The sequence below is a fragment of the Bradyrhizobium sp. IC4059 genome (assembly GCF_020193615.1).
Classification (GTDB): Bacteria; Pseudomonadota; Alphaproteobacteria; order Rhizobiales; family Xanthobacteraceae; genus Bradyrhizobium; species Bradyrhizobium yuanmingense.
In genome coordinates this window covers 339,025-352,702 of sequence record NZ_JADYVH010000006.1, presented here as the reverse complement: position 1 = coordinate 352,702, position 13,678 = coordinate 339,025, and the positions used below count along the sequence as shown (strand labels likewise).

The following is a 13,678-nucleotide window of genomic DNA, read 5'->3' as shown; positions in this document are numbered from 1 at the left end:
GCTTTTGCGGCTGAAGGAAAGATGAACAAAGGTTGATCCCGCATCGCAACAAAGCAGCAAAAAGGCCGGCAAAAGCCGGCCTTTTCATTGTCCTCGGTATTCCTACGGATGAACGATCATTCCGCGGGCGGCAGCGCAGGAAGCTCGGCTTCCGGCGCCGGCGACACGACGGCGGCCTGCTTCTCGCGCTCGTCCAGGATCAGCTTGTCGCGCTTCATGGCGACTTCGCGGATCTTGGCCATGGAGGCGCCGGTGCCCGCCGGGATCAGCCGGCCGACGATGACGTTCTCCTTGAGGCCTTCGAGCGGATCGATCTTGCCGTTGACCGCCGCCTCGGTGAGGACGCGGGTGGTCTCCTGGAACGATGCCGCCGAGAAGAAGGAGCGGGTCTGGAGGCTCGCCTTGGTGATGCCGAGCAGAACCGGCGTTCCCGTGGCGGGCTTCTTGCCCTCTTCCTTGGCCTTCACGTTCAGCGCGTCGAACTCGATCTTGTCGACCTGCTCGCCGGAGATCATGTCCGTGTCGCCCTGATCGGTGATTTCCACCTTCTGGAGCATCTGACGGACAATCACCTCGATGTGCTTGTCGTTGATGAGCACGCCCTGCAGCCGGTAGACCTCCTGGATCTCGTTGACCAGATAGGCCGCCAGCTCCTCGATGCCCTTGACCGCAAGGATGTCGTGCGGCGCCGGGTTGCCTTCCACGATGAAGTCGCCCTTTTCGACGACATCGCCGTCCTGAAGGTGGATGTGCTTGCCCTTCGGGATCAGGTACTCGCGCGGCTCGTCGGTCTTGTCCATCGGCTCGATCGAGATGCGACGCTTGTTCTTGTAGTCGCGCCCGAACCGGATGGTGCCCGCGATTTCGGCGATGATCGCCGCATCCTTCGGGCGCCGAGCCTCGAACAGTTCCGCCACCCGCGGCAGACCGCCGGTGATGTCACGCGTCTTGGCGCTTTCGGTCGAGACACGGGCGAGGATGTCGCCCGGCTGGACCTTGGCTCCGATGTCGACCGAGAGAATGGCGTCGACCGACAGCATGTAGCGGGCATCGCCGCCACGGGCGAGCTTGAGCACCTTGCCGTCCTTGCCCTTCACCACGATGGCCGGACGCAGGTCCGAGCCGCCGCGCGTCGAACGCCAGTCGATGACCACGCGCTTGGCGATACCGGTGGCCTCGTCGAGCGTTTCCGAGATCGACTGCCCCTCGACCAGATCCTCGAAGCCGATGGTTCCTTCGACCTCGGTGAGCAGCGGACGGGTGTAGGGATCCCATTCGACGATGCGCTGGCCGCGCTTGACCATGTCGCCCTCGTCGACGTGCAGACGCGAACCGTACTGGATACGGTGCGTCGCACGCTCGGTGCCGTCGGCATCGACGATCGCGACAACCATGTTGCGCACCATCGCGATAAGGTGACCTTCGCTGTTGCGGGCGATGGCCTTGTTCCTGATCACGATCTTGCCGTCGAAGTTGGCTTCGACGAAGGACTGCTCGTTGAGCTGCGCCGCACCGCCGATGTGGAAGGTGCGCATGGTGAGCTGGGTGCCCGGCTCGCCGATCGACTGCGCCGCGATGACGCCAACCGCTTCGCCGTGGTTGACCGGCGTGCCGCGGGCGAGGTCGCGGCCGTAGCACTTGCCGCAGATGCCGTTGACGAGCTCGCAGGTCAGCGCCGAGCGGATCTTCACCTCCTGGATGCCGGCCTGGTGGATGGCATCCACGTGGCTCTCTTCCATCAGCGTATCGCGCTTGACGATCACCTGGCCCGAGCTGTCACGCACGTCTTCGCAGGCCGTGCGTCCGAGGATGCGCGAGCCGAGCGAGGCGACCACGGTACCGGCGTCGACGATGGCGCGCATCTTGATGCCGAGCTTGGTGCCGCAGTCGCTCTGCGTGATGATGCAGTCCTGCGCCACGTCGACGAGACGACGGGTCAGGTAGCCGGAGTTCGCGGTCTTCAACGCGGTGTCCGCGAGGCCCTTGCGGGCGCCGTGGGTCGAGTTGAAGTACTCGAGCACCGAGAGGCCTTCCTTGAAGTTCGAGATGATCGGCGTCTCGATGATCTCGCCCGACGGCTTGGCCATCAGGCCGCGCATGCCGGCGAGCTGGCGCATCTGGGCCGGCGAACCGCGGGCACCGGAGTGAGCCATCATGTAGATCGAGTTGATGTCGGCGTCGGCTCCGCTCGCCGTCTTCTTGGTGGCGGAGATCTCCTTCATCATCGCCTTGGCGATTTCTTCCGTGGCCTTCGACCAGGCGTCGACGACCTTGTTGTACTTCTCGCCATGGGTGATCAGGCCGTCGTTGTACTGCTGCTCGAAATCCTTCGCCAGCGTACGGGTGGTGTCGACGATCTTCCACTTGCCGTGCGGCACGACCATGTCGTCCTTGCCGAACGAGATGCCGGCCTTGAACGCGTTGTAGAAGCCGAGCGCCATGATGCGGTCGCAGAAGATCACCGTCTCCTTCTGGCCGCAGTGGCGGTAGACCTGGTCGATGACGCCGGAGATCTCGCGCTTGGTCATCAGCTTGTTGATGATCTCGTAGGAGATGCGCGGGTTCTTCGGCAGCAGATTGCCGAGCATGACGCGGCCGGCGGTGGTCTCGATCCAGCGCTTGGAGACCTTGCCGGTCTCGTCCATGCCTTCCCACCGGTACTTGATCTTGGTGTGGAGGTGGATGACCTTCGCGTGCAGCGCATGCTCGAGCTCGGCCATGTCGCCGAACACCTTGCCCTCGCCGGGCAGGCCTTCGCGCATGATCGAGACGTAGTACAGACCGAGCACGATGTCCTGCGACGGCACGATGATCGGCTGGCCGTTCGCGGGATGCAGGATGTTGTTGGTCGACATCATCAGGACGCGCGCTTCCAGCTGCGCTTCGAGCGACAGCGGAACGTGCACGGCCATCTGGTCGCCGTCGAAGTCGGCGTTGAACGCGGAGCAGACCAGCGGGTGAAGCTGGATCGCCTTGCCCTCGATCAGCACGGGCTCGAATGCCTGAATGCCGAGGCGGTGCAGCGTCGGGGCGCGGTTGAGCAGCACCGGATGCTCGCGGATCACCTCGTCCAGGATGTCCCAGACCTCGGGCCGTTCCTTCTCGACCAGCTTCTTGGCCTGCTTCACGGTGGTGGACAGGCCCTTGGCGTCGAGCCGCGAATAGATGAACGGCTTGAACAGCTCGAGCGCCATCTTCTTCGGCAGGCCGCACTGATGCAGGCGCAGCTCGGGACCGACCACGATCACCGAACGGCCCGAATAGTCGACGCGCTTGCCGAGCAGGTTCTGGCGGAAGCGGCCCTGCTTGCCCTTGAGCATGTCGGCGAGCGACTTCAGCGGACGCTTGTTGGCGCCGGTGATGACGCGGCCGCGGCGGCCGTTGTCGAACAGCGCATCGACCGCTTCCTGAAGCATGCGCTTCTCGTTGCGGATGATGATGTCGGGCGCGCGCAGCTCCATCAGCCGCTTCAAGCGGTTGTTGCGGTTGATGACGCGGCGATAGAGGTCGTTGAGATCAGAGGTCGCGAAACGGCCGCCGTCCAGCGGCACCAGCGGACGCAGGTCCGGCGGAATCACCGGGATCACGGTCATGATCATCCATTCCGGCTTGTTGCCGGAATGGCGGAACGCTTCCACGATCTTCAGACGCTTGGCGAGCTTCTTGTGCTTGATGTCGGAGTCGGTCTCCTGCATCTCGGCACGCAGCGAGGCCTCGAGCTTCTCGAGGTCCATGCCCTTGAGCAGCTCGCGGATCGCCTCGGCGCCGATCATGGCGGTGAAGCTGTCCTGGCCGTACTCGTCCTGCGCCTTCAGATACTCGTCTTCCGACAGCAGCTGACGGTCCTTCAGCGCGGTGAGGCCCGGCTCGAGCACGACGTAATATTCGAAGTAGAGGATCCGCTCGAGATCCTTCAGCGTCATGTCGAGCAGGAGGCCGATGCGCGAGGGCAGCGACTTCAGGAACCAGATGTGCGCGACGGGGGCTGCGAGCTCGATATGACCCATGCGCTCGCGCCGGACGCGCGACAGCGTGACCTCGACCGAGCACTTCTCGCAGATGATGCCCTTGTACTTCATGCGCTTGTACTTGCCGCACAAGCACTCGTAGTCCTTGATCGGCCCGAAGATGCGGGCGCAGAACAGGCCGTCGCGCTCGGGTTTGAAGGTACGATAGTTGATGGTCTCCGGCTTCTTGATCTCGCCGTAGGACCAGGACAGAATCTTCTCTGGAGACGCGATCGAGATCCGGATCTGGTCGAAGACCTGAGCCGGCGTCGTCGGGTTGAAGAGATTCATAATTTCTTGGTTCATCGTCTTCTCCTCGCGTGCCGGTCGCCTCCGGCCGCAAATTCGAAAATCACTTCTGCATGGCGCCCTGCCCTCAAGGCCTCGGGCGGGGCGCCGATGCCCGGCCGCGAAGGCCGGGCATGACAGGTCGAATTACTCGGCCGCTTCCGACGTCGGCGCCGGTCCCATCTTGGAGTTGTGCAGGTCGACGTTGAGGCCGAGCGAGCGCATTTCCTTGACCAGCACGTTGAACGATTCCGGAATACCGGCCTCGAACGTGTCGTCGCCGCGCACGATCGCCTCGTACACCTTGGTACGGCCGGCGACGTCGTCCGACTTCACCGTCAGCATCTCCTGGAGCGTGTACGCCGCGCCGTAAGCCTCGAGCGCCCACACCTCCATTTCGCCGAAGCGCTGGCCGCCGAACTGCGCCTTGCCGCCCAGCGGCTGCTGGGTGACGAGCGAGTACGGACCGATCGAACGCGCATGGATCTTGTCGTCGACCAGATGGTGCAGCTTGAGCATGTAGATGTAGCCCACCGTCACCTTGCGATCGAACGGATCGCCGGTGCGGCCGTCATAGACGGTCGACTGACCCGAAGCGTCGAGACCGGCGAGCTTCAGCATCTCCTCGATATCGGCTTCCTTGGCACCGTCGAACACCGGGGTTGCGATCGGCACGCCGCGGCTGAGGTTATGGCCGAGTTCGAGCAGCTCGTTGTCGTTGAGCGACTTGATCGTCTCGTCCTCGCCGTAGACCTTCTTCAAGGTCTCCTTCAGCGGCTTGATGTCCTGCCTCGACAGGTACGCATCGACGGTCTGGCCGATACGCTTGCCGAGGCCGGCGCAGGCCCAGCCGAGATGGGTCTCGAGGATCTGTCCGACGTTCATGCGCGAAGGCACGCCGAGCGGATTGAGCACGATGTCGGCATGCGTGCCGTCTTCGAGGAACGGCATGTCCTCGATCGGCACGATCTTCGACACCACGCCCTTGTTGCCGTGGCGGCCGGCCATCTTGTCGCCGGGCTGGATCTTGCGCTTCACCGCGACGAAGACCTTGACCATCTTCATCACGCCGGGCGGCAATTCGTCACCGCGCTGAAGCTTCTCGACCTTGTCGAGGAAGCGCTGTTCCAGTCCCTTCTTCGACTCGTCGTACTGCTTCCGCATGGCCTCGATCTCGGCCATCAGCTTGTCGTTCGGCGAAGCGAACAGCCACCATTGCGACTTCGGATACTCCTCGAGCACCGCACGGGTGATCTTGGTGTCCTTCTTGAAGCCCTTGGGACCTGCAATGCCCTGCCGCCCCTCGAGCAGCTCGGCAAGACGGTTGTAGACGTTGCGGTCCAGGATCGCCTGCTCGTCGTCGCGGTCCTTGGCGAGGCGCTCGATCTCCTCCCGCTCGATCGCCAGCGCACGCTCGTCCTTGTCGACGCCGTGGCGGTTGAACACGCGCACTTCGACGATGGTGCCCTGCACGCCCGGGGGAACGCGCAGCGAGGTGTCGCGGACGTCGGAGGCCTTCTCGCCGAAGATGGCGCGCAGCAGCTTCTCTTCCGGCGTCATCGGGCTTTCGCCCTTCGGCGTGATCTTGCCGACCAGGATGTCGCCGGCGCGCACTTCCGCGCCGATGTAGACGATACCGGCTTCGTCGAGGTTCTTCAGCGCTTCTTCCGAGACGTTCGGAATGTCGCGGGTGATTTCCTCAGGTCCGAGCTTGGTGTCGCGGGCCATCACCTCGAACTCCTCGATGTGGATCGAGGTGAAGACGTCCTCCTTCACGATCCGCTCGGAGAGCAGGATCGAGTCTTCGAAGTTGTAGCCGTTCCACGGCATGAACGCGACCAGCACGTTGCGGCCGAGCGCGAGCTCGCCGAGATCGGTCGAAGGACCGTCGGCGATGATGTCGCCCTTCCTGACGACGTCGCCGACCTTCACCAGCGGACGCTGGTTGATGCAGGTCGACTGGTTCGAGCGCTGGTACTTCATGAGGCGGTAGATATCGACGCCCGACTTGGTCGGATCGAGATCTTCCGTGGCGCGGATGACGACGCGGGTCGCATCGATCTGGTCGATCACGCCCGAACGGCGCGCCGCGATCGCAGCGCCCGAGTCACGGGCAACCACGCCCTCCATGCCGGTGCCGACGAACGGCGCCTCGGCGCGAACCAGCGGCACCGCCTGGCGCTGCATGTTCGAGCCCATCAGCGCGCGGTTGGCGTCGTCGTTCTCGAGGAACGGGATCAGCGCCGCGGCGACCGAAACGAGCTGCTTCGGCGACACGTCCATGTAGTCGACCTTGTCGGGCGTCATCGGCACGACGTCGCGGGTGCCGCTCGAACGGCAGACCACGAGGTCTTCGGTGAACCGGCCCTTGGCGTCGACCGGCACGTTGGCCTGGGCCACGGAATAGCGCCCTTCCTCCATCGCCGACAGGTACACGACCTCGTCGGTGACACGGCCATCCTTGACCTTGCGATACGGCGTCTCGACGAAGCCGTACTTGTTCACGCGCGCGAAGGTCGCGAGCGAGTTGATCAGGCCGATGTTCGGACCTTCCGGCGTCTCGATCGGGCAGATGCGGCCGTAATGCGTCGGGTGCACGTCGCGCACCTCGAAGCCAGCGCGCTCGCGGGTGAGACCGCCCGGTCCGAGCGCCGAGAGGCGGCGCTTGTGGGTGATCTCGCTGAGCGGGTTGGTCTGGTCCATGAACTGCGAGAGCTGCGAGGAGCCGAAGAACTCGCGCACCGCGGCGGCGGCCGGCTTGGCGTTGATCAGGTCCTGCGGCATGACCGTGTCGATGTCGACCGAGGACATGCGCTCCTTGATCGCGCGCTCCATGCGCAACAGGCCGATGCGGTACTGGTTCTCCATGAGCTCGCCGACCGAACGCACGCGGCGGTTGCCGAGATGGTCGATGTCGTCGATCTCGCCCTTGCCGTCGCGCAGATCCACCAGCGTCTTGATGACGGAGAGGATGTCCTCCTTGCGCAGCGTGCGCTGGGTGTCGGGCGCATCGAGGTCGAGGCGCATGTTCATCTTGACGCGGCCGACCGCGGAGAGGTCGTAGCGCTCGGCGTCGAAGAACAGCGACTGGAACATGGCCTGCGCCGATTCCAGCGTTGGCGGCTCGCCCGGACGCATCACGCGGTAGATGTCGAACAGCGCGTCCTCGCGCGTCATGTTCTTGTCGGCCGAGAGCGTGTTGCGGATGTAGGGGCCGACATTGACGTGGTCGATGTCGAGCAGCGGCAGTTCTTTGTAGCCCTGCTCGTTGAGCGCCTTCATCAGCTTGTCGGTGATCTCCTCACCGGCCTCGGCGTGGATCTCACCGGTCTTGGGGTTGACGAGATCCTCGGCGACGTAGTTGCCGACCAGCTCCTCGTCGGCCATGCGCAGCGCCTTCAGCCCCTTCTCCTGTAGCTGGCGGGCAGCGCGGACGGTGAGCTTCTTGCCGGCCTCGAGCACGACCTTGCCGGTGTCGGCATCGATCAGGTCGTTGACCGTGGAGTAGCCGCGGAAGCGGTTGGCGTCGAACGGAACGCGCCAGCCTTCCTTGGTCCGCTTGTAGAGAATCTTCTTGTAGAACGTTGAGAGGATCGCCTCGCCGTCGAGGCCGAGGGCGAACATCAGCGACGTCACCGGAATCTTGCGGCGACGGTCGATACGCGCATAGACGATGTCCTTGGCGTCGAACTCGATGTCGAGCCAGGAGCCGCGATACGGGATGACGCGGGCGGCGAACAGCAGCTTGCCCGAGGAATGGGTCTTGCCCTTGTCGTGGTCGAAGAACACGCCGGGCGAACGGTGCATCTGCGAGACGATGACGCGCTCGGTGCCGTTGACGATGAAGGTGCCGTTCATCGTCATGAGCGGGATGTCGCCCATGTAGACGTCCTGCTCCTTGATGTCCTTCACCGACTTCGCGCCGGTTTCCTCGTCGATATCGAACACGATGAGGCGCAGCGTCACCTTGAGGGGCGCAGCGAAGGTCATGCCGCGCTGGCGGCACTCGTCGACGTCGTATTTCGGCTGCTCGAACTCGTAGCGGACGAATTCCAGCATCGAGGTGCCGGAGAAGTCGGAGATCGGAAACACCGAGCGGAACACCGCCTGCAGACCCTCGTCGAGACGTCCGCCCTGGGGTTCGTCCACCATCAGGAACTGGTCATAGGACGCCTTCTGAACCTCGATGAGGTTCGGCATCTCGGCGACTTCCTTGATGTGTCCGAAGAACTTGCGAACGCGTTTGCGACCGGTGAATGTCTGCTGCGCCATCGTGGCCTCTCATTTTCGTCGCCCGCCCTGGGCGCACCGTCCGGACCGCGGCTGCCACCGCTTTCCGGGTTGAATTTTCGAACCCGTCTTGGGGGGCCGGAGACGCAGTTTCAGGCGCCGATGTCCTGAATCTGTTCTTCAGACCTTCAAAACGCAAAACGACGCGCGGGGCGCAGATGCGCGCCCGCCCGTCACAACGATCATCTTCACGGACTGCAAAAGCCCGAAATAGCCTGCTCTCCCAACGGCTTACAGGGAAATCCGGCATCCCTGCCCACCGCGCTTTCGTGCTGCCGACCCGATATGGGGCGACAATAGTGCAGATTCGAGGGTCAAACCCTCAAATCCCCACACTTTTTCGTGTTTGGCCTGCGTCGGATCGTTCCGTCGCACGCCTTTTGCATTCCGGTCCACCCTCTCGAAGGGGGACCAGGATCCCGGGCAGAGCCGTTGCCCGCCCGGGATCCCGCCAGTAAGCAGTGCTTACTTGAGCTCGACCTTGGCGCCAGCCTTCTCGAGCTGGGCCTTGATCTTGTCGGCTTCGTCCTTGTTCACGCCTTCCTTCAGCGGCTTCGGAGCACCCTCGACGAGGTCCTTTGCTTCCTTCAGGCCGAGACCGGTGATGGCGCGGACTTCCTTGATGACCTCGATCTTCTTGTCGCCGGCGCTGGCGAGAACGACCGTGAACTCGGTCTTCTCTTCCGCCGGAGCGGCAGCACCGCCGCCGCCAGCGGCCGGGCCGGCCACGGCGACAGCCGCGGCAGCCGAAACGCCCCACTTCTCTTCGAGGAGCTTCGCGAGTTCGGCAGCTTCGAGCACGGTCAGGCTCGAGAGGTCGTCAACGATCTTCTGCAGGTCAGCCATTGTTCAGTTTCCTTAACTGTAAGTCTGGTTCGGGTTTGAGTTTTGCGAAGGGCGTCAGGCCGCTTCGCCCTTTGAGGCATGAGCCTGGATGACGCGCGCGAGCTTGCCCGCGGGCGCGTTGGCGAGCTGGGCCAGCTTGGTCGCCGGGGCCACGATGAGGCCGACGATCTTGCCGCGCAGTTCGTCAAGCGACGGCAGCGAGGCAAGCGCCTTCACGCCATCGACATTCAGGACGGTCTTCCCCATCGATCCGCCGACGATGACGAACTTTTCGTTCGCCTTGGCGAATTCGATGGCGACCTTTGGCGCCGCTACCGGATCGTTCGAAGTCGCGATCACGGTCGGCCCCTTCAGCATGGGGCCGATGGCAACGACGTCAGTGCCTTCAAGAGCAATTTTGGCGAGACGGTTCTTCGAGACCTTCACCGCGGCACCCGCCTGCTTCATCTGCTGGCGCAGCTTCTGCATCTGGGCGACGGTGAGGCCGGAATATTGAGCAACGATCGCGACGCTCGTGGTCTTGAAGACCTCGTTGAGCTGTTCGACCGCTTCTTTTTTTGCCGCTCGTTCCACAGCAAGCTCTCTCCGGTTGGCGGTCATCGCGAGAAGCGGGACCGCCGGGTTGCACCCATCGTCCCGCCCAAACCTGAACCTCCGGGTCAAAAACCCATCGGACACGCCGGGCAAGACGACAATTCAAAGCCTGCCCTCCGGGAGCCCAAGGGCCCACGGCGTGTCGAGGTCCGAACCAGACCCGTTTCGCAAAACCAGCCCTTAAAGCTGGATGCGAAGTGAAATCCGGTCTTCACCCGTCTATGCAGGCCATGCGATTAAGCCGTTGAGGAATCGAGATTCCCCGCGGGCGCCTGCAGTCTTGGACAGGACGAGGTCAGCCGGCGAACCGCCCGACCTCTGCCCGCATCCCTGCCAAAAGACGGATCTTCCTTCCTTTTCGGGCAAATCCTCACGGACGTCCTGAAAAGGAATGATCTCCTGTCGTGTCGGGTTTTCGGAATGCGTGCACGAACGCGCCAGCCGAGGCCGGCACGTCCGGAGGCGGTTCTTTAACCGCTCGGAGCCTGCTTGCCAAGAGCAAAATTCACACCAGTTCCAATCGATTGGCGGTTGGGCTTGAGATGGCCCAACAAGGGCCGATTCAGGCCGATTTGACCCGATACGGCAGCGGTTTGCCCTCGAAGAACGCGGTCAGGTTGGCCAGCACGCAGTTCTGCATCGCGACGTGCGAATCCAGGGTGTGGCCGCCGATATGCGGGGCGAACACCACGTTGGGGAGTTCGGTCAGGGCGTCAGGCGCGTGCGGTTCCTTCTCGAAGACGTCGAGGCCCGCCCCCGCGATCGTCTTGTCGGTGAGCGCCGCGACCAGCGCCTTCTCGTCGATGACGGAGCCGCGGGAGATGTTGACGACGTAGCCCTCCGCCCCGAGGCGCCTGAGGATATCGGCGTTGACGGCATGTTGGGTCTCGGCCCCTGCCCGCACCGCGATCATCAGGACGCTGCACCAATCGGCGAGCGCCTCCAGGGTCTGAAAGTACTGATAGGGCAGATCATACCGGGTGCGGCTGAAATAGCCGACCTCGCTCTCGAAAGCAGCACAGCGCGCGGCGATTTTGCGGCCGATCTCACCCATGCCGTAGATGCCGATGCGGCGGCCGGGCATGCCGGCCTGGGGACGCATCATCGGCGACTGTTTCGAGGCCGCCCAATCGCCGCTGCGGACATATTGGTCGGCCACCAAAATCCGCCGCGTCGTCGCCAGCATCAAGGTCATCGCGATGTCGGCGACAGAAGCCGCATTGGCACCTGGGCTGTGACCGACCGCGATGTTCCGGCTGGCCGCCGCCTTCAAGTCGACGCCATCATAGCCAGTCCCATAGCAGACGATGGCGCCGAGCTTCGGAAACAGGTCCATCGCCTCCGCACCGAGTGGCGAGCCGCCAGCAGTCAGCAGTGCGCGGATGCCGCCCAGCTCCTCCGCCGGAAACACCTCCCGCACGGGCTTGCCGCCGGTGTCGAGCAGCTCGAACCGCTCGGCGAAGCGCGCCATCATCGACTTGGGAAAGCGCGAGTAGATCAGGACCTTGTCAGCCATTGTTGTTGTTTCCGAAGAGCGCCGCCACAAACGACGAGGGGCGGAATCGGTCACCCGATCCCGCCCCTCGCCTCATGCAATTTCCAAACCTCAGCCGAGAATGGTGCCCGGCTCGACCTTCACGCCCGGGCCCATCGTCGAGGACACCGCAACGCGCTGGATGTAAGTGCCCTTGGAACCGGCCGGTTTCGCCTTGGAGACCGCGTCAGCCAGAGCCTTGATGTTCTCGACCAGCTTCTCCTCGGAGAACGAGGCCTTGCCGACGCCGGCCTGCAGGATGCCGGCCTTCTCGACGCGGAACTCGACCGAGCCGCCCTTGGCGCCCTTCACCGCACCGGTGACGTCCATGGTCACGGTACCGATCTTCGGGTTCGGCATCAGGCCGCGCGGGCCGAGCACCTTACCGAGGCGGCCGACCAGCGGCATCATGTCGGGGGTGGCGATACAGCGGTCGAAATCGATCGTGCCGTTCTGCACCTTCTCGACCAGGTCCTCGGCGCCGACCACGTCCGCACCGGCGGCCTTGGCTTCATCGGCCTTGGCGCCGCGGGCGAACACGCCGACGCGGAGCGTACGGCCGGTGCCGTTTGGCAGGGTCACGACACCGCGGACCATCTGGTCGGCGTGGCGCGGATCGACGCCGAGATTGATCGCGACCTCGATGGTCTCGTCGAACTTCGCTTTCGCGCGTTCCTTGACCATCTTGATGGCGTCCGCGAGCGGGTAAAGCTTTTCGCGGTCAATGCCTTCGCGGGCTTTGTTCAAACGCTTTCCGATTGCCATGGCCGCTTACCCCGCAACTTCCAGACCCATCGAACGGGCCGAGCCCTCGACCATCTTCATGGCCGATTCGATGGTGTCGCAATTCAAGTCCTTCATCTTCTTCTCGGCGATCTCGCGCACCTGCGCCTTGGTCACCTTGCCGGCCTTGTCGCGGCCCGGCGCCTTCGAGCCGGACTGGATTTTTGCAGCCTGCTTGAGGAAGTAGGACATCGGCGGCGTCTTCATCTCGAAGGTGAAGGAACGGTCCGCATAGATGGTGATGATCACCGGGATCGGGGTGTTCTTCTCTTCCTTCTGGGTCTGGGCGTTGAACGCCTTGCAGAACTCCATGATGTTGAGACCGCGCTGACCGAGCGCGGGACCGATCGGGGGCGAGGGATTCGCCGCGCCGGCCGGGACCTGAAGCTTCAGGTATCCGGTCACTTTCTTTGCCATGTATCACTCCTGTTGTGCCGGCAGGACCGGCGGTTTCAGGTTCGTGGTCTGGGTCGGATGCGGCTGGCAACCGCCCCTCCCTCCCACGGCCTCTTGTTGCGCGAGACCGAAGCCTCCCGCGTTACCCGATCAGACCTTCTCGACCTGACCGAATTCCAGCTCGACCGGCGTCGCGCGGCCGAAGATCGACACGGCGACCTTCACGCGCGAGCGCGCCTCATCGATCTCCTCGACCACACCCGAGAACGAGGCGAACGGGCCGTCGGCCACGCGCACGTTCTCGCCGATCTCGAACGACACCGACGCCTTCGGCCGTTCCACGCCCTCCTGCACCTGGTGCAGGATGCGCATGGCCTCGGCTTCCGAGATCGGCATCGGCTTGTTCTCGGCGCCGAGGAAGCCCGTGACCTTCGGCGTGTTCTTGATCAGATGGAACGCCTCGTCGGTCAGCTTCATCTTCACCAGCACGTAGCCGGGGAAGAACTTGCGCTCGGCGTCGATCTTGCGGCCGCGGCGCACTTCCGTGACCTTCTCGGTCGGAACCAGCACCAGCTCGAACAGCTCCTCGAGCCCGCGCTGCTTGGCCTGCTCGCGGATCGATTCGGCGACCTTCTTCTCGAAGTTCGAATAGGCGTGGACGATGTACCAGCGCTTGTCGGACACTTGAGCGGTTGCTGTTGCCATCATTGAATGCCCAGGAGGAAGGTGACGAGGTAGCGAATGATCAGGTCGGCGGCGAAGAAGAAGATCGAAGCCACCGCGACCATGACGAACACCATGATGGTGGTGATCGTGGTCTCACGGCGGGTCGGCCAGGTGACCTTGGCAGTCTCCGAGCGCACTTCCTGCAAGAACTTGAACGGGCTGACTGCCATCGCTTGAGGTCCAGCGTCCGTCGACAGACGCAAATGAATTTCAG

General features: G+C 63.6%; 9 protein-coding genes. All 9 read right to left on the bottom strand.

Annotated features, from left to right (window positions below; all coding sequences use genetic code 11):
• Positions 1–116: 116 nt before the first annotated feature.
• Positions 117–4,313 (bottom strand): DNA-directed RNA polymerase subunit beta', encoded by a 4,197-nt coding sequence (gene rpoC, locus I6F12_RS20975; RefSeq protein WP_036011015.1) that lies wholly within the window; start codon positions 4,311–4,313, stop codon positions 117–119.
• 129 nt (positions 4,314–4,442) lie between these two features.
• Positions 4,443–8,567: a DNA-directed RNA polymerase subunit beta gene (gene rpoB / locus I6F12_RS20970; protein ID WP_036011012.1), complete on the bottom strand. Its 4,125-nt coding sequence runs from the start codon at positions 8,565–8,567 to the stop codon at positions 4,443–4,445.
• A gap of 483 nt (positions 8,568–9,050) precedes the next feature.
• The gene (rplL, locus tag I6F12_RS20965) at positions 9,051–9,431 is read right to left on the bottom strand and encodes a 50S ribosomal protein L7/L12 (protein ID WP_036027614.1); all 381 of its coding nucleotides are present in this window, start codon (positions 9,429–9,431) and stop codon (positions 9,051–9,053) included.
• Between the two features lie 54 nt (positions 9,432–9,485).
• Complete coding sequence (gene rplJ, locus I6F12_RS20960) at positions 9,486–10,004, bottom strand: 50S ribosomal protein L10 (RefSeq protein ID WP_036010998.1); 519 nt, start codon at positions 10,002–10,004, stop codon at positions 9,486–9,488.
• Between the two features lie 583 nt (positions 10,005–10,587).
• Positions 10,588–11,541: a 2-hydroxyacid dehydrogenase gene (locus I6F12_RS20955; protein ID WP_225113229.1), complete on the bottom strand. Its 954-nt coding sequence runs from the start codon at positions 11,539–11,541 to the stop codon at positions 10,588–10,590.
• Positions 11,542–11,631: 90 nt separating this feature from the next.
• Complete coding sequence (gene rplA / locus I6F12_RS20950; RefSeq protein ID WP_025037003.1) at positions 11,632–12,324, bottom strand: 50S ribosomal protein L1; 693 nt, start codon at positions 12,322–12,324, stop codon at positions 11,632–11,634.
• Positions 12,325–12,330: 6 nt separating this feature from the next.
• Entirely contained in the window at positions 12,331–12,759 is a 429-nt protein-coding gene (gene rplK / locus I6F12_RS20945; RefSeq protein ID WP_011088164.1) for a 50S ribosomal protein L11, read from the bottom strand.
• Positions 12,760–12,888: 129 nt separating this feature from the next.
• The gene (nusG, locus tag I6F12_RS20940; protein WP_018647229.1) at positions 12,889–13,443 is read right to left on the bottom strand and encodes a transcription termination/antitermination protein NusG; all 555 of its coding nucleotides are present in this window, start codon (positions 13,441–13,443) and stop codon (positions 12,889–12,891) included.
• A complete protein-coding gene (secE, locus tag I6F12_RS20935) occupies positions 13,443–13,634 on the bottom strand; it encodes a preprotein translocase subunit SecE (protein WP_036010992.1) in 192 nt (63 codons plus the stop codon). Before secE ends, nusG begins: the two co-directional genes overlap by 1 nt.
• Positions 13,635–13,678: the final 44 nt, after the last annotated feature.